The sequence below is a fragment of the Salinicola aestuarinus genome, from assembly GCF_003206645.1.
GTDB lineage: Bacteria > Pseudomonadota > Gammaproteobacteria > Pseudomonadales > Halomonadaceae > Salinicola > Salinicola aestuarinus.
This window is the reverse complement of sequence record NZ_PZJP01000005.1, coordinates 54,492-75,878: the sequence shown is the minus strand read 5'-3', so window position 1 is coordinate 75,878 and position 21,387 is coordinate 54,492. Positions and strand designations below refer to the sequence as shown.

Genomic DNA, 21,387 nt, shown 5'->3' with positions numbered 1-21,387 from the left:
GATCGGCTGTCGCGCGATCATTTCTTGGCTGTCTCTGGGTGGAGCGTCGTTCGCCCCGGCGCCTTATCGAGGCGGGCAGCGAGGCCGGTGGCGGTGTCAGGCCGCCGCCGTCGCTGCCCCCGAAGCATAGTCAGAATGCGGCGTCCCTGCTCGCCGATTTGGGCAAAATTCACGCCTTGCGGCGCGCACGTTTTGATCTTGGCGCCGGCCGGGGTCATGCTCTCCCCCGCTCGGCGTTCCTGCCCGGCGGTCCTCGGCATCCGGCCGACGATCATCGCCGTATGGAAGCCAACCCAATCGTTTCACGAGGAGTTCGATATGCCCTTTGCCCCGAAACGCTGGCTGACCCTGGCGCTCTGTCTGACAGCGCTCGGCGTGGCCGGCGGCGTCAACGCCCAATCGACCGAGACGACCGAACCGACGACGAGCGTCGATGCCGCGGGCGACGTGAGTCGGGGCGACGACGTTGCCGGCCTCATTCGTACGCCGGTCGACGGACGCGTCCACGAGGTGGCCGGGCGTTTCGTTACGGCCGCGCGCCAAAGTGGCCTGACCGTGTTCGCTCGCATCGACCACCGGCAGGCAGCGATCTCCCGCGATCTGGCACTACTCCCCAATGAAGTGATCCTGTTCGGCAGCGCCCGTGGCGGCACGCCAATGATGCAGTGCGCGGCGACCGCCGGTATCGACCTGCCGATGAAAGCGCTGGTGTGGCAGGACGACGACGGTCAGACCTGGCTGGGCTACAACGACCCGGCGTGGATCGCTGCGCGTCACGGCATCGCCGACTGCGACGCGGTGGCACCGCTGCAGCAGAGCCTCGACGCGCTGGTCGAGACCGTGAAGGCGCCGTAAGCCGGCCGCGACAGGGGCTGGCCTGCGCCACGCGCCAGCCCAGCCCCATCATCAATACGGCCCGCCAATTGGCGGGCCGTGTCGTTCTGCGTTGCGCCATACCGGGCCGGCAAGTCGCACCGTTCGTGCCTCGCCCCGGTGGTCCGCTCGGCGTCTCTTTCGGATTACGCGCGCCGCGTCTCTTCCGGATTACGCGCTACGCGTCTCTTTCGGATCACGCGCTCCGCGCTTGGGGGACATCGTCCATCAGCTTGTCGAGGGTGATCGGCAGTTCGCGAATGCGCTTGCCGGTGGCGTGGTAGACCGCGTTGGCGACGGCGGCGGCCAGTCCGGTGGTGCCGATCTCGCCGATACCGCGGGCGCCGAATTCGTTGAACTCGAGGTCCGGGTAGTCGAGCAGAATCACGTCGATCTCCGGCTGGTCGGCATGCACCGGCACCACGTACTCGGCGTAGTTGTTGTTGACCGGACGGGCGTTGCGCTCGTCATACTCGGTCGCCTCGAACAGCCCCATGCCGATGCCCATCACCACTGCCCCTTCGACCTGGTTGCGCGCGGTGGTCTCGTTGATCACCTTGCCGACGTCGATGGCGCTGACCACGCGGGCCACGCGCAGCTTCGAGATACCCGGATCCCAGCGAATCTCGACGAAATGCGCGCCGAAGGAGCGATAGGAGTACTTCGAATCCGCCGCGTCGGTATGCGCCTCGCCGTCGGCGCTGCCGAAGCGCGCCGCCTTCAATATGTCGCCGAAGCTCGTCTGCGTGCCGTCGGCACTGCGTAGGCCGCCGTCGGCGACCTCCAGGGCGTCGGCCTCGCTATCGGCAAAGGCGCCGCCGTCGCCGGTGGCGTAGCGCTTGAGCTCGTCGAGGGCATTGCGCGTCGCCTCGGCGATGGCCGGCAGCGTGGTCGCGGTCGCCCAGGAGCCGCCGGAGATGGGGCCGTCGGGGTAGGAGGAGTCGCCGAGCTTGACGGTGATCCGGTCCAGCGGAATGCCGGTGGCATCGCTGATCACCTGGGCGACGATGGTGTAGGTGCCGGTGCCGATGTCCTGGGTCGCGCAGGAGGCGAACGCGGTGCCGTCGGCGCGCAGCGAGACGCGGGCGTCGCACGGACGCTTGAGCGCCTCCCAGTTACAGGCGGCGACGCCGTAGCCGACGATCTCGCGCCCCGCCTTCATGCTGCCGATTGCCGGATTGCGATCCGCCCAGCCGAAGCGTTCGGCGGCGCGGTGGGTCGCCTCTACGATGTGATTGCTCGAGAACTCGAGATCCTGGCTCTCGTCGCGCTCGGCGTAGTTGTCGAGCCGGAACTGCACGGGATCGACGCCGGCGATCTCGGCCATCTCGTCGATGGCGGACTCCAGCGCGAACAGCCCCGGGGCGGCGCCCGGTGCCCGCATCGAGGTCGGCGTGCCGCGGTTCACCTGCGTGGTCTCGTGGCTCACCGTCAGATGGGGACAGCTGTAGAGACTCTTGGTGACGCTGCCGCAGGTCTCGACGTACTGATCGGTGAAGGAGGTGGTATTGATCGACTCGTGGCGCAGCGAGACCAGCTTGCCGTTGTCATCCGTGGCCAGACGCAGCCGCTGACGGGTCTCCGGTCGGTGGCCGGTGGTAGTGAACATTTGCGCCCGCGGCACCACCAGCTGCACCGGACGACCGAGCTCTCTGGACACCGCGGCGGTGGCAATGGCGTGCGGCCAGGTCCAGAGCTTGCTGCCGAAACCGGAACCGATGTACGGCGCGTGCACGGTGATGCGTTCCGGCGGCATGGCGAAGATCTTGGAGAGCGCATTGCGCGCCACGACCACGCCCTGAGAGGCGTCGAATATCGTCAGATGATCGTCGTCCCACCAGGCGGTGGAGGCGTGCATCTCCATCGGGTTGTGGGTCTCCACCGGCGTGCGGTAGGTCACATCGAGGGTGTGCGCCGCGCCGTCGAAATGGGCGCCAGCGTCGCCGCGGGCGTGGTTGCCGCTGCCCTTCCGGGTGCCGTGGGCCTCGACGCCCTGCTCGAGATTGGCGATGGCGTCGTCCGCGCTGTAGTCGACCGTGACACGGCGCGCCGCGGCGCGGGCGTTATCGAAGGTGTCCGCGACCACCAGCGCGACGAACTGCCCCTCGTAGTAGATGCGCTCATCCTCGAACGGCAGCCGGGTCTCCTCGACCTTGTTGCCCTGCACGAAGCTCGACGGCGTGCGGTAGAGCGTCGGGAAATGACCGTGGTGGAAGATGTCGATGACGCCGGGCATCTGGCGCGCCTCCTCGACGCTCAGGCGCGAGACCCGTCCGCTGGCGACGGTGCTGAAGACGCCGTAGGCGTGGCTCAGATTGGGCGGCAGATTGTCGGCGGCGTAGTTGGCGCGGCCCGAGAGCTTGTCCGGGCCGTCGATGCGCGCGACGCCGGCACCGATCATGCCGCTGGCGCTGCTGTTGTCATCACTCATGCTCTGTTCTCCTCACGGGCGGTTCAGGCGGCAGTCGGATCGACCGACTCGGTCAGATCGACGAGGTTACGCACGATCGCCTGCTGGCCGAGGGGGATCTTGTAGGCGTTGTGGGCGTAGGCGGTGGCGTGGGTGAACGCCTGTCTGGCGGCCGCGGTGAAAAGCGCCTCGCTCGCCGCTTGGCCTTCGAGCGCGGCCTCCACTTCGGGGGCGCGCCACGGCTTGGTGCCCACCCCGCCCAGCGCCACACGCGCCTTGCGGATGGTGTTGCCGTCGAGCGTCACGATCACGGCGCTGGACGCGAGCGCGAACTGGTACGACTGGCGGTCGCGCAGCTTGAGGTAGCTCGAGCGGGCGTTTTCCATCGGCGCGTCGAGCACCACATGGGTGATCAGCTCGCCGGGCTTCAGCGCATGCTCCTGCGCCGGCGTCTCCCCGGGCAGCAGGTGGAAGTCGGCAAAGTCGATCTCGCGCTGGCCTTCAGGCCCTTCGACCTCGACGGTGGCGCCGATCGCCGCCATCGCGACACACATGTCGGAGGGGTGCGTGGCGATGCAGTTCTCGCTGGTGCCGAGCACTGCATGGACGCTGCGGTTGACCCCGCCGATCGCCGCGCAGCCGCTGCCCGGCTCGCGCTTGTTGCAGTCGGAGACACCGTCGCGGAAATAGGGGCAGCGCACCCGCTGCATGACGTTGCCGCCGGTGGTCGCCTTGTTGCGAAGCTGGGTCGAGGCCCCCGCCAGCAGCGCCTGGGAGAGTACCGCGTAGTCCGCGATCACCCGCTGGTCACGCGCCAGCGCGGTGTTGCTGACCATCGCGCCGATGCGCAGACGGCCGTCGTCCAGGCGCTCGATCTCGTCGAGAGCGACGCCGTTGATGTCGACGACCTTGTCCGGCTGCATGACGTCGAGCTTGACCAGATCCAGCAGCGTCGTACCGCCGGCCAGATAGGCGGCACCGCCTGCCTGATAGCCGGCACCGCTCGCCGCGTCGCGGCTGCCGTGAGCCTGAACCGCGGCTTCTGCGCTGTCGGCGCGGGCGTAGTCGAAATGTCTCATGCCTGGCCCCCCTGCAGGTCGCCGCGAGCGGACTGAATCGCCGCGACGATGTTCTTGTAGGCGCCGCAGCGGCAGATGTTGCCGCTCATCGCCTCGCGGACGTCGGCGTCACTGGTACCGATCGCGTCATCCTGCAGAATCGCCACCGCACTCATCATCTGCCCCGCCGTGCAGTAGCCGCACTGGTAGGCGTCGTGGGCGAGAAAGGCCTGCTGAATCGGGTGCTGCCGCCCGTTCTGCTCGAGCCCCTCGACGGTGGTGATCTCGTCACCGTCGTGGGTGATCGCCAGGCTCAGGCAGGAATTGATGGCCGTGCCGTTGACGAGGATCGTGCAGGCACCGCACTGGCCGTGATCGCAGCCTTTCTTGGTGCCGGTGAGCGCCAGCCCCAGGCGCAGCGCATCGAGCAGGATCACATTGGGCGTGACGTCGAGCTGCTGGCGCTGGCCGTTGACGGTGAGCGTGATACGCCGCTGCCCTTCCGCGGGTGGCGTCTCGGGCTGAGTCTCCGGCTGATCCGGGGAGCCGGCGTAGCTGACGCCGGAGAGCGCCGGGGCCGCCGCGACGGCGAGCCCGGAGACACCGGCGGCCTGCAGAAAGCGGCGGCGCCCGGGGGAGCGTGGCGCCGTACCGGGAGAAGTCGAAGCGTCCGGGTGCGTGGGATCGAAAGTCCCCACGCCCGTCGTCGAGCGTTCGTTGTCATCCATGTCATCGTCCTCTTCGAGGCGTCGTCACGAGTCGCATCGTTATTGTCGTCGTGCCGCCCCGCGGGGGCGGCAAAGGCGGACACGGCCGGGCTGTGAGGGCCGGATCGGGCCGTGAAGCCCTCGGGCCGTGAAGCCGTGGCTATATCGGTAGGCCGTCGCAATGTGTCAGGCATTGCCGTGACGGTCGGTCTCACTAAATAAAACTAGGAAGGTAACTGCCGGACTGCAAATGACAGCGACGGAGACAGGAGCATTCCGCCGCTATCGTGGAGAAATAGGCATGAGCGACATCAGCGTCGCACGCAGCGAAACCCGATATGCGACGTCGACTCGTCGATCGGCTGCGGATGCCGGGCGGCGGGGCGATAGCGCTGACAGTATTCGGGCGCGCAGAGATGCGAGCCGCCCTTGACCACCTTGAGCGTGGCGGCCGGGTCCGCCACCTTCTGACTGCTGCTACAGCAGGCCTTGGTCGGTTGCTCGAGTCGGTGATACGGGTCCTTCGTCCACTCCCAGACGTTGCCGATCATGTCGTAGAGTCCGAACGGGTTCGGTGGATAGCTGCCCACCGGAGCGGTGCGCTCCCACCCCGGCGGGGCATCGTTGCGCCAGGGAAAGGCGCCCTCCCAGATCTTGGCGAGGCGCTTGCCGTCAGGATGAAGTTCGTCCCCCCAGGCATAACTCTTGCCATCGAGCCCGCCCCGCGCGGCGAACTCCCACTCCGCTTCCGTCGGCAGGTCCTTGCCGGCCCACTCGGCGTAGGCCAGGGCGTCATTAAAGCTGACCTGCGTCACCGGGTGCCGGGCGATCCCCTTGAGCGACTTGCCCTTGCCCAGCGGATGGTGCCAGCTGGCTCCGGGCACGAATTGCCACCACTGCAGGTGATCATTGAGCGGCACGGGACCGGCGGTCGGCGTGAAGACCGCCGCGCCCGGCAACAGCAGGGTCGGATCAGCATTGGGGAACCGCTCCGGGTCGACGGCCTTCTCGGCGTCGGAGACGTAGCCCGTCGACTCGACGAAACGCCGGTACTCGGCGTAGGTCACCGGCAGGACATCGATCTCGAAGGCGCCGACCGAGACCTCGCGACACGGCGCCTCATCGGCATAGAAATCCTCCGATCCCATGCGAAAACTGCCGCCGTCGAGCGCGACCATGGTCATCGTCCGAGACTTGCTGCGCTGCTTGGCCATCGAACCTCATCCTTATGCCGAGAAAACGAACTGGCTCACACCGAGGAACCCACCTGCCTGGTTCCGGGAAATCGAGCTGCCTGGTTCCGGGAAAACGAGCTGGTTTAGTGCGAAAAACCGACCTGACGACTGACACGGACTCAGGGGGCCGATTGCCCCTGTAGCTGCCGTTCGAGCCTGTCGAGCTGAGGGTCGTCCGGCGCCACCCGGCGAAGCGTCTCCATCACCGCCAGGGCGCGGGAAACGTGCCCCTGCGTCGCGTTCAGGTAGACCGCGGCGTAGAGCAGATCCGGCGACTCCGGCGCCAGATAGAGCCCTTTGTGCAGCGCATCCAGGGCCGCCTCCTGGCGCCCCAGACGATCCAGCAGCAGCGCCTGGTTGTAATAGGTTCTCGCATGCGTCGGGCGCCACTGGGTATCGCGGTCGAGCCACTCCAGCGCGGAGTCGAGATCGCCCTGCTCCGCCAACGACAGCGCCAGTAGATAGGCCAGATGACCGCGATCCGCCTTTGGTGCCTCCGGCAGCGCCAGGCCCGCTCGCAACAGGGCCTGCGACTGCTCGGTCTCACCCTGGCGGTTGTAAAGTGTCGCCAGATTGACGCGCGCCGGCAGGTAATCGGGATCGAGTGCCAGCGCCTCGCGGTAGCCTTCCATCGCTGCCGTCGTCCGGCCTGCCTGCACCTGTGCGTTCGCTCGGTCGACCCGACGCGCAGCGGCCTCGGACGGGGTGCAGTCACCGCAGGACGCTGCGTTATCTGGCTCCGCCGACTCGGCAGCGAGCGCCGGCAGGGTAACGATCCAGAGAGCGGCCATCAGCGATGCCATCACCAGGGGCGCGATTCGCCCCCTGGTAATCGGCAGCGCGACTCGCCGACGCGTGGCGACAGCGGCCCCAGCCAGCGCACTCTCGGTGTCGACGCGAAACGGGCATCGGCTGACGATCATGTGACGGCCCTCGGATTGAGTGGTGGCAGTGACGTGCCGTTGCGCGGAGGGCGGAGCTCGGCGGCCGGCGGCAGTGCCCGCTCCAGCGCAGTCCAGTGCGCATCCGAGCGCTTCGACCCCGGCTGCGCGGCGTAGCGCTCTCGCCCCAGCGCCGCCATGCAGAGCTCGATGTGACGATGATGGGCGGCGGCGAGCGCGGGCACGTCCCGTCGCAGTGCCTGCCAGGCACGCAGGCTCTCGGTATAGTGTCGCGCCCTGACATGCTGTTCGAGCCGCGTCAGTGCCGCCATACCGTGACTGTCGCGATGCCGACGACGCTGCTGCTGCGCGTGCCGCCAGCGCGGCCACAGCCAATACCGGGTGATGCCCGCCAGCGCGCCGAGCAGCGCGACCGATAGCGCCAGGGCGAGCCCCAGCTCGCCGCCAGAAAACCGCGAAGGACTCGAACTCCCCGACTCCGCCGGCGCGCCGTCGATGGCGAGATCGACCCCGGCCACGCGGGTCGAGACGATGCGCTGATTGGCGAGGTCGTACCAGCGCACGATCAGCTCGGGCAGCGTCACCATCCCACCGTGCTGGGCGATGTAGGTCAGGCGCTCGGTCCGCGTTCCGCCGGTCGGCGTCTCCCTCAAGATCGGAGAGGCCACGTGACTCATCAGCGGCGGCGGCGATGCAGACTCCGCCAGCGACGGTAGGAGCAGAGCGCTGCCGCCCTCGAGGGAGAGTACGATGTCGCGCTGCAGGCTGTCACCGATCGCCAGCGACACCGGTTCTCCCTCGGTCAGGTTCAACGCGACCGGCACCCCGTCAGGCTCTCGCTCATCCGTCGCTTCCTCGTCCATCGCTTCCTCACCCTGCGCCCCCTCAGCAGGCACTCCGTGATTCGACTCGGCCTCGGGACGTGGCGCCCGCGTTACCGCAACGCGCTGGTCCAGCGTCAACGCGGTGCCGGCGAGATAGGGAGAAAGACCGGCTGCCGCCTCGGGGACGGCGGCGATCAACGTCTGCGGCGTCAGCGCGGCGGCGCGCACCGTCGTCTCGTCGGTGTCGGGATCCTGATAGGTGATCTCCAGTGCCCCCTCTCCCAGAGTGAATTCCCCGGGGGCGAGCGGAGTCACCGCATAGCGCCGCGAGACACCGGCCCAGGTCTGCCCGTCGAGTCGCCGGCTGAGCGGCATGGTCGCGCGCTCGGGCAGTTCGACCCGCAGGTTCGGCTGATCCAGGCTCGGAAACACCATCGGACGCGGCATGAAGGTGGGTACCAGTACGGTGATGCGCAGCTCGGCACGCTCACCGGGGGCCACCTGCGCCGGTGTCAGTGTCAGCGACACCTGGGGCTCGCGGGATGGTGCACTCGAGTCGGCTGACGGCGCGAGCGGCGCCTGTGCCCAGGCCGCGGCGCTGGTGATCGACAGTCTCTCCAGCGACACGGTGGGGGGCCCCGGGCCAAACAGCAGGCTCGCCGCCAGCAGCGCTGCCACCGGGGGCCGGTGGCGCCTCCCAGCGTTCATGGTGTCTCCTCCCCGGCGCGAACGGACGTCCGGGAGGCAGCTTCCAGTGCGAAACGCTGACGCAGGTAGTCGGCGGTGTCGGTATCGAGGGAAGAGATCCACTGATCCGGCGTCAGCAGCGGGTCTTCATCCGCGCCGGTCGTGGTTGTCTCCGTGCCCCGCCGCGACTCGTTGTCGAACACCACGTCATCGGCCCCTACGCCGCGATCCTCGCCACTGTCGGACTGCGCCTGCGTCTCCTCGACGTAGCCGACGATCTGGCGGGCCAACGCGAGATTCCTCGCTCCCTCGGGGTAGTCGGGGTCGCGGGCGAGGGTCGTCTCGAAGGCGGCAACGGCGCTGCGGTACTGACGGCTGCGGATCAGTGCCAGCCCCTGGGTGAAGGCTGCTTCCGCGGTGTCCACCAGCGCCAGCGCGGTGGCGGCATCGGCGTACTGGCCGTCCCGGTAGAGTGCGTAACCGCGCCACGCCGGGTCCTCGAAACTGGCAGCGGCGCGCGCATACTGCCGCCGCTCCAGCCACCACCGCCCCTGCTGATCCGGGGTCAGAAACGCGTCCATCAGCGGTGCGGTCACACGCATTGCCAGCGACGAGGTCGTCTGTGTCTCGGCGGCGCGGGTGGCGACACTCGACTGCGCCTGCGCCTGACTCGGTCCGGACATGCCCGTGGGTGCTACCCCCGAGGCTAACCACAGTGCCACCGCGCCAAGGCGCCAGCCGCGACGAAAACCGAACAGCGCCAGCACCATCGCCGGCCAGGCGAGCCAGACGCCGCGGTCCTGCCACGCCAGTCGCTCGTCGTTGAGCAGCGCCCGGCGATAGTCGGAGGCCAGCATCCGCGCCAACGCCTGAACATCGTCATCGTCCGCGCTGACGCCGACCTGCCGGGCGCCCAGTCCTTCCATGCCGGCCAGCGGCTGGGCGTCCGGCAACAGCGATAGCACTGCCAGCGCGTGAGTCTCGTCACGGGCGGCGAAGGCCGAACGGTTGGCCGCGCTCACGCCGTCGCTGACGAAGAGAAGCGTACCAGCCACGCTCTGGTCGGCGAGCAGAGTTTCGGCAAGTGCCAGCGCCTGACCGGCGGCATCCCCCTGCGAGGGCATCACCTCGGGCGAGAGTCCCTCGAGATAGGGCTTGATCAGCCCGGGGTCACGGGTCAGCGGCACCACGCGATGCGCGGAACCGGCGTAGGCGATCAGTGCCGTTTCCGCGCCGCTGCGAGTGGCCAGGAGCTGCTCGATCTTGATGCCGGCGCGAGCCAGCCGCGTTGGCGGCACATCGGTCGCGAGCATCGAGTCGCTCACCTCGAGCGCGATCACCAGCGGCGCTGTCTGGCTGATCATCGGATTGGGCATTCGGCTCCAGGTGGGTCCGGCCAGCCCGATGACCAGGCAGACCGCCAGCGCGGCCAGCGTATCCACCGGTCCCAGCCGGGTACGCGACGGCTGGCCAACGACCAGCGCCCGGGCCAGGTGCGGGGCGACATGGCGCGTTCTGGCCTGCCCCGGGGTGAAACGAAAGCGATACCACCACCAGAGGGCGACGATCGGCACCAGCAGCAGAAACCCGTAGGGCCTGAGGAAGTGAAAGGCGGAAAGCGCGCTGAATTCGCTCATGACGGCTTCCCTCTGGCTAGCCCGATGCTGCGCCACAGCCAGACCAGCAGCACCAGCAGCAGCGCGGCGCCCATCGGCCAGACCGCCAGCGACTGGCGCTGGCGGTAGCTGTGGTCGGCGATCCGGCGCGGGGCGAGCGCATCGATGCGGTCGTAGACCGCCGCCAGCGCCTGCTGATCCGTTGCCAGAAAGTGAGCACCGCCGGTGATTTCGGCAACCGACTCGAGGGTCGGTATGTCGACCCGGTTCTCGCCGCTTCCGTCAGGGTCGCCAATGGCGACGGTGACGATCTGCACCTCGCGCTCGGCGGCAATGTCGGCGGCGTTGACCGGGCTCATGCGGCTGCCGGTGTCGGCGCCATCGCTCAGCAGAATCAGCAGCCGCTGCGCGACCTCGTCGCTCTCGAACTGACGAATGGCGAGGCCGATGGCATCCCCCAGCGCGGTGTGGGGCCCGGCCATGCCTACCTCGGTCTGCGCCAGCAGCGACTGCAGCGTGGTCAGATCGGTCGTCAGCGGTGACTGCACGAAGGCCTGGGTGCCGAAGACGATCAGTGCCAGCCGCTCGCCCTCGCGGGCGTCGAGAAAGTCGGCAATCACCCGTTTGACGCCCTCGAGCCGCTGCAGTGGCGCCTCATTCGCGTTGGCGAAATCCCGCTCGTCCATCGAGCCCGAGATATCCACCGCGAGAATCAGATCCCGGGCCGAGGTCTGCCAGTGAATCGGGGCGCTCACCTGCTCCGGACGCGCCAGCGCCAGCACCAATAGCCCCCAGCCGAGCGCGAGCACGGCGGTCATCGCCCGGGAGCGCGTCAGTACCCGGGCGCCAGCGGCCGGGGTCACACCCGCCGCCGCTATGTAGCGCTGGAAGAAAGGCAACCGCAGCGCGGTGGTGCGCCGCCGGTGCGCGGGGGCAAGCCAGTGCACCAGCAGTGGCAGCGGAAGCAGCACCAGCGCCCAGGGGGCGGCCAGTTCGAGCATGCCGGACGCGAGTTCATTCATGCGCGACACTCCGGCTCGCGTCGTGACGGCGAATCCAGCGCTCGACCTGCGGCGTCAGCGCCTCGAGCGACGCCGGGGCCGCATCGGGCGCTCGGTAGGGCTGCGACGAGAGCTGGGCGATGGCGCGGTCGTCGAAGCCGGTCGTCCCAGAGGGCAGGCTGGCATTCAGAAACCGGCCCCAGGCGTCGCCGCGCAGTGACGCGACCGCCTGCCGCGGAAACGCGGCCAGCGCGGTGCGTCGCAGCACCTCTGCCAGCGCCACGATGCCTTCGCCCTGCGCTAGCCGTTGCCGCAGTTCCGCCAATGCCTCCCGTCGATAGCGATCGGCGCGCCACTGCCGGTAGCGGCGCCAGCCCCGCCAGGCCAACAGCGCCGCGATCACGAGCCCAAGCACCAGCCAGCCCCAGGTCTGCGGCCACCAGGCGATGGGCGCGGGCTCGGGTGCCGGCGATAGCTGGTCGATCATCTGCGACAGCATCAGCGGTGGGGACTCGCCAACGGTCTCCCCAACGGCCTCCTCCATCGCCTGGTCGACGGCGGCGCTCGGCACGCTCATACGGCGGTGCCTCCAACCCTGACACCGGGGCTCTCGCTATCCCGTCGCCGATCTCCCCCGAGCAGCCGACGCAGCTGCACCGCGCAATCCTCCCCGGCGGAAAGCGGGGCGATGGAGAGCCCGTAGCGGCGCTGCCACTCGCTCAGGGTCTCGCGGCGCGCCGCCGACACCCGCTCGAGCGCCTCGCGAACGTGACCGCTACGGGCGTCCAGCAGCGCCTGCAGCTGGCCGTCGGAGACCGTCTGACGCAGATCCCGCGGTAGCGTCTCGGCCAGCACGTCGGTGACCGGTGCCAGCACGACATCGTTGTGGCGACATAGCCCACTCAACAGGCGCTCGGTGCGCGGACCGATGACATCAAAGTCGCTCAGCACCACGATGAGATGATCGCGACGCGCGAGCCTCGCGACCGATTCGAACACCGCATCCAACGAGGTGGGATCACGGGGGTCAGCGTCGGCATCCAGCGCCAGATTGGCCTCGGCCAGCGCCTGCAGAAAGCGCATTACGCCAGCCCGCGAACTGACCGGGCGACACTCGACGAGGCCGGTATCGCCCACCACGATGCCGCCGACGCGGTCGTGCTGGGCGAGTACGGCGAAAGCGAGCAGCGCAGCGGCCTCGGCGGCCGTCACCGACTTCATCGCATGGCGACTGCCGAAGAACATCGACATCCGCTGGTCGACGACGATCAGTGCCGGGCGATCGCGCTCCTCGGTGAAGACACGAACGTGCGGCTCGCCGGTGCGTGCGGTGACCCGCCAGTCGATGTTGCGCACGTCGTCCGACGGCAGATAGCCGCGCAGTTCGAGAAAGTCGAGCCCGCGCCCGCGAAGGCGTGAGCCGTGGCGGCCGCTGAGTACGCTGCGTGCCGGCTGCCGAGGCAGCAGGCTCAGCGTTTGCCCAAGACGCTCCAGCCCGCGCAGGTGGGCCAGATCGGTATGCACCCGAGGATCGGGAGAGGCTCGGCCCGCGCGGGCGTTTGGCTCTCTGGCGGTCAAGCGCGACATGCTTTCCTCCTCGCTTTCGAACCCACGGCGGCCGGGATCAACGACTGCCGGGGATAACGACAGCCAACCCGGCTAGGCCAGCGCCACCCGCGCCAGCAGCTCGGCGATGATCGCGTCGGGCGTCAGCCCCTCGCCCTGTGCCTCGAAACTGAGCCCCAACCGGTGGCGCAGCACGTCCGGCGCCACCGCCTGCACGTCCTGGGGGTCAAGATAGTCACGCCCCTCGAGCCAGGCGTGGGCGCGGCCGCAGCGATCCAGAGCCAGACTGGCCCGCGGGCTGGCGCCCAGTTCGATCCAGTGGTCGAGCGCCTTCGAGAGCGCTGCCGGATGTCGGGTGGCATCGACCAGATCGGCCATGTAACGCTCCAGCGGTTCGGCGACGTGCAGCGCGGCGATCTCACGGCGAGCCTCGAAGACCGCCGCCTGGGCAATCACTACCGGAGGCGCGTGGGCCCCCGCCTGGCCCAGCGTTGCCCGCTCTTCGTCACGCACCAGACGGATCACCTCGACCTCCTCCTCGACGGCGGGATAGTCGATCAGCACCTTCATCAGAAAGCGGTCGAGCTGGGCCTCCGGCAGCGGGTAGGTGCCCTCCTGCTCGATGGGATTCTGGGTCGCCAGCACCATGAAAAGGTCCGGCAGCGGGTGGGTCTTGCCGGTGACCGTCACCTGACGCTCCTCCATGGCTTCGAGTAGCGCCGACTGCACCTTGGCAGGCGCACGGTTGATCTCGTCGGCGAGTACCAGATTCGCGAACAGCGGCCCGGGGCTGAAGGTGAATGTCGACCCGTCCCCACTCTGGTGATAGACGTCGCTGCCGGTGACGTCCGACGGCAGCAGGTCGGGAGTGAACTGAATGCGGTTGAAGTCGGCCTCCAGATGCCGCGACAGCGCCTTGATCGCGCGTGTCTTGGCGAGCCCCGGCAGCCCCTCGATCAGCAGGTTGCCGTTGGCCAGCAGGCCGATGATCAGGCGCCGGATCACTGCCTGCTGGCCGATGATCGACCGGCCGACCGCCGCCTCCAGTGCTTCGATATCGGCCCGACAACTCATTCAGTCGCCTCCTGCGAGGACGCCGGGGACGCATCCTCGCTCCCGGATTGTGCGGTCAGCGAGGCATCGAAAACCGTGCGCCAGTCATCGGCCATGTCGACCACGACCCACTGCCGCGCCGGCGCCTCGTCGAGGCCCGTGTCGAGCTTGCCAATGGCGCTCTGGCGGTCGTAGGCGACTTCGCGGGCGTCATCGGTGTGATGGATCAGCACGCCCAGCCGCGGGCCGTCACCCTCGGTGGCCCAGGTGAGCATGGGGACGTCACCATCGGAGTTGCCGACGGCAATGATGGGGCGCTGCCCCAGGGTGCGCTGAATGGTGATCGGCTTGCCGTCGCCGTCGTCGAGCCAGGCGATATCACCCTGCTTGACCAGCGTCATGGCCCCATCGTCCCGCGATACCGCCAGATTGCCGGTGGTGCCCATCACGTTCTGCGGGGGAATGCCGTAGGCGTCCTGCGTGAAGACACGCATGAAGTCGACACCGCCACCGGAGACGATATAGGTGGCATAGCCGGCATCGCGGAGATAGACGAGCAGCTCCAGCATGGGCTGGAAGACCATCTCGGTGTAGGCGAGCCCCGTTTCGGGATGGCGCGCCTCGGCCAGCCAGCGGCCCACGTCATCCTGGAACGCCTCCACCGTTGGACCGGCGTGGCTGACGTTGACGATGTCGAGCAGCGACTGGGTGCCGCCCTCGAGAATGGCCGCCAGATCGCGGTCGTCGACGGCGGTCTGCAGCGTATCGCTCAGGGTGCCCTCAGGCGCCGATTCGGCGCGATCGAGCGCGTAGGCAAGCTGGAAGTAGTACGGCTGTTCGGACCACAGCGTGCCGTCGTTGTCGAAGACGGCGATCCGCTGCTCCCTCGGGACGAAGTCTTCGCCGTCGGCATTGGTGGTTCGGTCGACGAATTCGATGATGGCGCTTTTGGGTTCACCCGCCTGCCAGGACGGCAGCGGATCGGCTATCACGCCAGTGGAAAAAAAGAGTGCCAGCCAGGGGATGGCGCTGTTGCAAAGACGGTGAGTCATCAAGGTCGTCACTCCTGTCAGGCACCGCGCGGCTCGCCTTCCTGCTCACACGCGCCGAGCGATAAGAAGAAACCGGCTAGCAAGGCAACCGGCTAGCAAGAAAACCGAAGAGTGGGCGAGTGCGGAGACCGCACTCGCCCGGGGACTGCTTCTGCGACGCTCAGTTACTGGGAGATGGGCTCCTGCAGAGTCTCCATGACCTTGTCCAGACTGAAGCTCGCGGCTTCCTGACGCGGCGGGAACTCCTTGAAGGTTTCCAGGAACCTCGCAACGTAGGCCTGTGCCGGCACCAGCATGAAGGCGTGATCCAGCAGCCAGTCGTAGTAGGTGTTGGAGGTGATCTGGGCACGTTCGTAGGGGTCACGACGCAGGTTGAAGATCAGCGGCACGCGCAGCGGCGTGAACGGGTTGGCCCAGGTCAACAGCGTTCCCTCGGCGCGTTGCTCCATGAATACCAGCTTCCAGTCGTCGTAGCGCAGCGCCATCAGATCGCCGTCGTCCGAGAAGTAGAAGATTTCATGGCGCGGCGTCTCGTCGGCCTCACCGGTCAGGTAGGGCAGGAAGTTGTAGCCGTCGAGATGGACGTTGTACTCCCGCCCGATCGCTTCGACGCCGCCGTCGAGCAGCTCCTGCTTGATGTCGGCATTGCCGGCGATGGCCAGGAAGGTCGGCAACCAGTCCATGTGGTGCATGATCTCGTTGGAGATGGTGTCCTCTTCGATATGCCCCGGCCAGCGCACCATGGCCGGCACGCGCCAGCCGCCCTCCCAATTGGTGTTCTTCTCACCGCGGAAGGGGGTCATGCCGGCGTCGGGCCAGGAGTTCATGTGCGGCCCGTTGTCGGTGGAATAGAAGACGATGGTGTTGTCGGCAATGCCCAGCTCGTCGAGCTTGTCGAGGAAGAGACCGACGTGGCGGTCGTGCTCGACCATGCCGTCGGCGTACTCGTTCTGCCCCGAGATACCGCGCAGCGAGTCCTTCACGTGGGTTCTGAAGTGCATGCGGGTGGCGTTCCACCACACGAACCAGGGCTCGTTGGTCTGCGTCTTGCGCTCGATGAAGTCGAGGGCTGCCGCCGAGGTCTCGTCGTCCACGGTCTCCATCCGCTTGCGCGTCAGCGGGCCGGTATCCTCGATCTCCCCGTCCGCCGTGGAGCGGACCACGCCGCGGGGGCCATAGGCTTCCTGGAAGGTCCGGCCGTCCGCCAGCTCCATGTCATTGGGATAGTCGGGTAGCTCCGGCTCCTCCTCCGCATTGAGGTGGTACAGGTTGCCGAAGAACTCATCGAAACCGTTGTTGGTGGGGAGCATCTCGTCGCGGTCGCCGAGATGGTTCTTGCCGAACTGGCCGGTGGCATAGCCTTCGGCCTTGAGAAGCCCGGCGATGGTCGGGTCCTCGGTGCTCATCCCTTCTTGAGCGCCCGGCATGCCGACCTTTGAGAGCCCGGTACGGAAGACGCTCTGTCCGGTGATGAACGACGATCGCCCCGCGGTACACGACTGTTCGGCGTAATAGTCGGTGAACATCATGCCTTCGTTGGCGACGCGGTCGATGTTGGGTGTGTGGTAGCCCATCAGCCCCCGGGTATAGGCGGAGATATTGGACTGGCCGATGTCATCCCCCCACAGCACGAGAATATTGGGCTTGGTCGGGTTGCTATTACCGCTGCCATTGCCGGACTGACTCTGGCTCTGGTTTTGGGTCTGGTTTTGATTCTGGCTCTCCTGCGCGAGGGCAGCGCCCGGCATCGCCATGGCAACGGCCAACGCCGCGGAGAGAACCCCGTTCCAGCGTTTCGGGGGCGGTTTCTGTTGCGTGAGTTCCATCGACAATCTCCTGCAAATCGTCAGTTTGTGAAGACAACGACTAGCTAATCCCGAACTGCTACCTAGCGCTGAAGATGACGTCGCCCGGGCTCGGGCGAGCCCCGGTTTACGGCCGTGTCTCCGGGCCCCGGGCCACTCGCTGCCCGGCGGCCGCCCACAGCGTCGACCGATCCGCCAATACCTGGCGCTCGATGCCATCTACTCCTTCATCTGCGCCTCCGCCGCGGCATCGCTCTCTCCTTCAGCGTCCAGCTCACGCATGGACTCGTCCTGCTCGATCTCGGTCTCACCGCGGGTCTGAGCCTCGATCGCTTCCATCGACTCCTGCGACGCGGCACTCTCGCCCCCGCCGACACCGGAGCGAGGCTCCTGCTCACCCTCGGCGCCATCGCCGCCTTCCATGTTCAAAGGGTCTTCATTGGCCTCGTAGGACTCTTTCATCGCCTCGCTCTGGGCATAAGCCCCGCCCGTCATGCCCAATACGGCAAGGCTGGCCGCGAGAATCACCATTCGCTGTTTTTTCATGACTGACTCCTGTGTCACTGGGTCTTTCAGCACTGCGGCTGAGTCTTTCAGAACTGCCACCTCACCCCGCCGCCGATCACGTGAAGATGCGCACTGGCGTACTCACCGCTCACGCGCTGGCCGGAGAGATTCTTGGTCTGGTCGACATCCATGTCGCCCAGGTAAACGAAGGTATAATTCAGGCTGACATCGAAGCTGCGATCCCACTGGTAGTTGAGCCCGGTCGCCAGCCGCCAGGCCTCGTTCATGGGGTTGTCGAGCGTGCGGTTGCGGCCTTCGACCGCCGAACTGTCGTAGGCGATGCCCAGGTTCCAGCGCAGGTCGCGATGAATCTGGCGCTGGGCGCCCAGCGAGGCGTGCCAGGTATCCTGATAGTGCCGATCGGCCTTAAGCGTGGCCGTCCCGCCGGCGGTATCCAGCTCCACCGCGACATCGCCGAACTCGGACCAGTTCTGCCAGCCGAGGCTTGCCATCACGGCCCATTCGTCGCTGAACTGGTGAAAGACGCTGGCGGTGACGGTCTCCGGGATGCGCAGCCCCAGCCCGAGGCGCTGGACGGCGACCGACTGCACTGCGCCAGCGACCAGTGGGTTGTCCAGCCGGCGAAAGTCCGGACGGTCGTCGAAATCGAGATCGACCTTGCTGGTGTAGGCAACGCCGAAGCGGGTGAAGTCGTCCAGCTCAAACAGCGCGCCAAGGCTCCACCCCCAGGCGACGTCGTGATCCTCGTACTCCATCTGCCCGTCGGCGACGTCGGTGGCGCCGCCGACGTCATTGTTCACCGCGGACTCGGTGCGAAAATTGCCGTAGACCAGTCGCGGGCCGACACCTACCGAGAGCTGCGGCGTCAATCGGTAAGCGAAGGTCGGCTGCAGCGAGGCGGCAACGATCGAGGTCTCCTGCACCACGTAGCGCCCCACCCAGTCGTTGTCGTAGTCCAACCCCAGCCCGAAATTGCCGTAGAGCCCCAGGCCGATGGCCGCCCGGTCGTCCAGCCGGTGGCTGATAAAAAGGCTCGGGCCAGGGGTGGGTACCATGGCGTTACCGCCGTCGCCGCCACTCGTCGTGGTATTGCCATCGGGGTCGAAATCGATGCGCCCGAGGATCATCTGACCGCCGACATAGAGCTGATTGCCCGGGAGTCGGACGATTCCAGCGGGATTGGTCATCATCACGCTGGGATCCATCGCACGGGCGGCGGCACCCGCATTGGCGAGCGCGCTGTCCTCGTGTCCGGCCTCGTAGAGCAGAATACCGCCGGCACGGACATTTTCAGATTCGGCCGCCGCCACCAGCGACACGACGCCAGCCGACAGCACCGGCCAGCGCGTTGCTGGCTTCCGCACGCCCGCACGTCCCGCGATCGCTCCGTTGGTTGTCATCATCCTCACCTTCTCTCCTAACGCGGTCTCTCTGCCTCCCGTCACGCGCGATTTCGACCATCCGCGATCTCGATCACGCGGCATCTCGACCACCCGCCATCTCGAAACACGCCCCATCTGGCAACTCGACCTATCGCCAACCTGACCTACTGGGGATAAAGCAGGGTCGCGATGAGCCGGGCCCCCCAGCCATCCGGGCCGCCGTCGGGCTGCTCGGCCCAGTAGCGCACCCCGCCGCCAACGCTGATGGGCTGCGCGCCGAGTGATGTCAGCTTGGTGGCAAAGGCGTTGATGGGTACCGACCACTGATTGGTTTCCCAATCGTAGGTGGACTCGGTATTCAGGCTGTAAGTCCAGGCGTCAGGCGTGGTGTAGGCCATGAAGGGTTGAACGAAGGTGGCGTTGATAGGCGCACGATCGCTCTCGCCAGCGACATCCCAGAGATGATTGGCAAGCATGCCGGTGGTCCAGGGACCAGATTGTTTAAGCACAACCCCCGTCGGCCCCGCGCCCCACTTGTCCCCACCCAGCGTCTCCTCGCTGGCGGTAGGGAAAAGCAGTACTGGCCCCGCGCCCCAGATGAGACCGGACGCCGTTGTCTCCTTGGGCGAAAAGAAGAGGCTCTGAACGATGTCCCCCATGCCGAACTGGCTGCCATCGCCGGGTACGACGCCGTCCTGACTGATGATTGGCAGAATGGTACGACTGACTAGGTTCCAGTCTTCGGCAATACTGAACGGAATGACGGGTTGGACGTTCAACAGGTAGCGATCCCCCCTGCCCGCACCGACGTTCTCGTCGTAGTTCAGCTGAAAGGGAACGCTGATCAAACTGGCAACCGGGTTGGTGAGCTGTTGGGCGAGATCGGCGGAGTCCGTCGTCTGGGCAAGCGAATTCGCCGTGAAACATAAGGTGACTACGACCAACGTCGAGCAGGATCCATGCTTCATGACCGCCCCTTAGTAATAATCGTTTTTATGATCTAAATCGTTTTTTATTATTACTACAAACCAAACCGAAGACAGCAGGATCGATCAAACCTAGCTATGACACCTCATGACCAACATCAGCGACTGAATTCGTCGACTTCGAAGCAAAGATAAATCGCATTCCGCATTGCTGGAAAAAAAATTTGTTGCCTTGCGTAACTTCAGCATTTCATAAAAAAAAACAAACCAGGCCTTGATCGTAATAGCCAACGGCAAACCTTTGATAAAATCAGCATTTAAATCGGCGCTTCCGAAAAAACGACCCGAGCCATCGAACGCCACCCGTCGTGACCCTCCATTTTCTATAAAGAACAAAGAACTAGCGTGAGAAAGCTCAGTCAAAAACCTATCGTACCTGACGTTAATAATCCGCAAGCGATTGATTTTTTTGGCTGCTTACAGTTGGAAACACAGTTAACAATGCGGTAGGTTTTTCTCTTGAGAAGCGACCTTTGAACAATGTGCGTTGGCCATCCGGGTTTGACTCTTCTGTTTTTAAACGTCGTGTCATAGGCCCAGCGATAGCTTTCGGTTCGATCCTGATCATCACTGGCTAGCCTATCGGCAAGTCAAGACTCGCGGTTTGATCTGGCATGGTTTATTAGCAAGTTAAAATATAGCCAATTATCTTAACTAAACTTCAAGACGCAGCGCGTGCCATTGGCCCCATAGCAGCAAAAAGCACTTCTGTAACGGATGGACACTTTCATGGTTCAACGATGGACTTATCGCCGCGCTGGCCCCCGCTCGAGTCAAGAGTGGTCTACCGGTAATGGCACGACGAACCAGGCGTTGGAGAAGGCGCAACGTGGCTTTGGCGATGCAGACAGGAGACGGGAGACGGGAGACGGGAGACGGGAGATGAGTATGTTGGGGTCCTGGGCTAGCGAGCTGCCCGAGAGGCTTGCCTTGCCCTGACGAAAGAGAGGCGAGACAGGCGCTGACGGGTCACTGTCAGCGCCGTTTGACGTTACGGCTGGTCGATGCGCATGACCACCATCTGCGCACCGCGGTCGTTGGCGAAGCTCTTGAGCGTCAGCGTCGGCGTCCCGGCCCCGCCGCTGAAGGCGATGGCACCGTCCCCCGCTGGCGACGTGGACCAGCCCGTCCCCAGGCACTGGCCGATGCCGTCGGAAGCGGCCTCGAGCTGAGATGTGGTGGCATCGGTCTCGATCTGACCGGAACAGGTGTAGTAGCCCGGGCCGCTGGTGGAGACGATGGTGCACGCGTTGGCGAATGCCTGCACGTCGGTCTGCCAGATCTCACCGAAGCGCGTGTTCTTGCGGCTCCGCTTGATCTCGTCGAAGCCGTTATCCGCACTCGCCACGGCCTGCTGGAGCGCGTCACAATCCATGTAGCTCGAGACCGACTCGTGCACCGGGCCGCTACCGGCACAGCCGGCGAGCAGGGCCAGCGAGCTGGCGAACATCACTTGCATTCTCGTCTTCGAAAACCGTTGCATATTCCGTTCCCTCTTGGTCGTTGTCGAGCCGCCGCCCACCGCCGTCTGAAGGCGCATTGATCGCGCCGTTTCATCTTAGGTCAATAATCAAAGTGTCAAACGAAGTCAGGGGTTAGCACTATCTATCCATTATCGATCAATCATTGCCAGCGCCTGAATGGTCGAGTCCCTGGCATCAGAAAAGCTGCCCTGTCGCGTCGACAGTATCGAGGAAAAAAA

18 protein-coding genes are annotated in these 21,387 nt (G+C 66.1%); 1 reads left to right on the top strand and 17 read right to left on the bottom strand.

Features of this window, described 5'->3' with window-relative positions:
• Window positions 1–318: 318 nt before the first annotated feature.
• On the top strand, window positions 319–855 hold the full coding sequence (locus DOM41_RS05785; protein WP_110685897.1) for a DUF302 domain-containing protein: 537 nt from the start codon (window positions 319–321) through the stop codon (window positions 853–855).
• Window positions 856–1,069: 214 nt separating this feature from the next.
• Here DOM41_RS05785 and DOM41_RS05780 read toward each other — a convergent pair whose 3' ends face one another.
• From DOM41_RS05780 to DOM41_RS05700, 17 genes are all read right to left on the bottom strand, one after another.
• Window positions 1,070–3,304, bottom strand: coding sequence for a xanthine dehydrogenase family protein molybdopterin-binding subunit (locus DOM41_RS05780; RefSeq protein ID WP_110685896.1), 2,235 nt, complete (start codon window positions 3,302–3,304; stop codon window positions 1,070–1,072).
• 23 nt (window positions 3,305–3,327) lie between these two features.
• The gene (locus tag DOM41_RS05775) at window positions 3,328–4,362 is read right to left on the bottom strand and encodes an FAD binding domain-containing protein (RefSeq protein WP_110685895.1); all 1,035 of its coding nucleotides are present in this window, start codon (window positions 4,360–4,362) and stop codon (window positions 3,328–3,330) included.
• Window positions 4,359–5,069, bottom strand: a complete 711-nt coding sequence (locus DOM41_RS05770; RefSeq protein ID WP_110685894.1) for a (2Fe-2S)-binding protein — start codon at window positions 5,067–5,069, stop codon at window positions 4,359–4,361. The genes DOM41_RS05775 and DOM41_RS05770 overlap by 4 nt, the downstream gene beginning before the upstream one ends.
• Before the next feature lie 290 nt (window positions 5,070–5,359).
• Window positions 5,360–6,262: a formylglycine-generating enzyme family protein gene (locus DOM41_RS05765; protein ID WP_223160939.1), complete on the bottom strand. Its 903-nt coding sequence runs from the start codon at window positions 6,260–6,262 to the stop codon at window positions 5,360–5,362.
• 140 nt (window positions 6,263–6,402) lie between these two features.
• Complete coding sequence (locus tag DOM41_RS05760) at window positions 6,403–7,206, bottom strand: tetratricopeptide repeat protein (protein ID WP_110685893.1); 804 nt, start codon at window positions 7,204–7,206, stop codon at window positions 6,403–6,405.
• Window positions 7,203–8,717, bottom strand: a complete 1,515-nt coding sequence (locus DOM41_RS05755) for a BatD family protein (protein ID WP_110685892.1) — start codon at window positions 8,715–8,717, stop codon at window positions 7,203–7,205. The genes DOM41_RS05760 and DOM41_RS05755 overlap by 4 nt, the downstream gene beginning before the upstream one ends.
• Window positions 8,714–10,333: a VWA domain-containing protein gene (locus DOM41_RS05750; protein WP_110685891.1), complete on the bottom strand. Its 1,620-nt coding sequence runs from the start codon at window positions 10,331–10,333 to the stop codon at window positions 8,714–8,716. Before DOM41_RS05750 ends, DOM41_RS05755 begins: the two co-directional genes overlap by 4 nt.
• The gene (locus DOM41_RS05745) at window positions 10,330–11,334 is read right to left on the bottom strand and encodes a VWA domain-containing protein (protein ID WP_223160938.1); all 1,005 of its coding nucleotides are present in this window, start codon (window positions 11,332–11,334) and stop codon (window positions 10,330–10,332) included. Before DOM41_RS05745 ends, DOM41_RS05750 begins: the two co-directional genes overlap by 4 nt.
• Window positions 11,327–11,890: a DUF4381 domain-containing protein gene (locus tag DOM41_RS05740; RefSeq protein ID WP_110685890.1), complete on the bottom strand. Its 564-nt coding sequence runs from the start codon at window positions 11,888–11,890 to the stop codon at window positions 11,327–11,329. Before DOM41_RS05740 ends, DOM41_RS05745 begins: the two co-directional genes overlap by 8 nt.
• Complete coding sequence (locus DOM41_RS05735; RefSeq protein WP_110685889.1) at window positions 11,887–12,900, bottom strand: DUF58 domain-containing protein; 1,014 nt, start codon at window positions 12,898–12,900, stop codon at window positions 11,887–11,889. Before DOM41_RS05735 ends, DOM41_RS05740 begins: the two co-directional genes overlap by 4 nt.
• Before the next feature lie 72 nt (window positions 12,901–12,972).
• The gene (locus tag DOM41_RS05730; RefSeq protein ID WP_110685888.1) at window positions 12,973–13,953 is read right to left on the bottom strand and encodes an AAA family ATPase; all 981 of its coding nucleotides are present in this window, start codon (window positions 13,951–13,953) and stop codon (window positions 12,973–12,975) included.
• Entirely contained in the window at window positions 13,950–14,984 is a 1,035-nt protein-coding gene (locus DOM41_RS05725; protein WP_110685887.1) for an HAD family hydrolase, read from the bottom strand. Before DOM41_RS05725 ends, DOM41_RS05730 begins: the two co-directional genes overlap by 4 nt.
• Before the next feature lie 164 nt (window positions 14,985–15,148).
• Window positions 15,149–16,810, bottom strand: coding sequence for an arylsulfatase (locus DOM41_RS05720; RefSeq protein ID WP_223160937.1), 1,662 nt, complete (start codon window positions 16,808–16,810; stop codon window positions 15,149–15,151).
• Between the two features lie 198 nt (window positions 16,811–17,008).
• Entirely contained in the window at window positions 17,009–17,335 is a 327-nt protein-coding gene (locus tag DOM41_RS05715; protein WP_110685886.1) for a hypothetical protein, read from the bottom strand.
• Window positions 17,336–17,382: 47 nt separating this feature from the next.
• The gene (locus DOM41_RS05710; RefSeq protein ID WP_223160936.1) at window positions 17,383–18,720 is read right to left on the bottom strand and encodes an OmpP1/FadL family transporter; all 1,338 of its coding nucleotides are present in this window, start codon (window positions 18,718–18,720) and stop codon (window positions 17,383–17,385) included.
• 143 nt (window positions 18,721–18,863) lie between these two features.
• Entirely contained in the window at window positions 18,864–19,667 is an 804-nt protein-coding gene (locus DOM41_RS05705; RefSeq protein WP_223160935.1) for a hypothetical protein, read from the bottom strand.
• A 1,009-nt stretch (window positions 19,668–20,676) separates the two neighbouring features.
• Window positions 20,677–21,144, bottom strand: coding sequence for a hypothetical protein (locus tag DOM41_RS05700; RefSeq protein WP_157956845.1), 468 nt, complete (start codon window positions 21,142–21,144; stop codon window positions 20,677–20,679).
• Window positions 21,145–21,387: the final 243 nt, after the last annotated feature.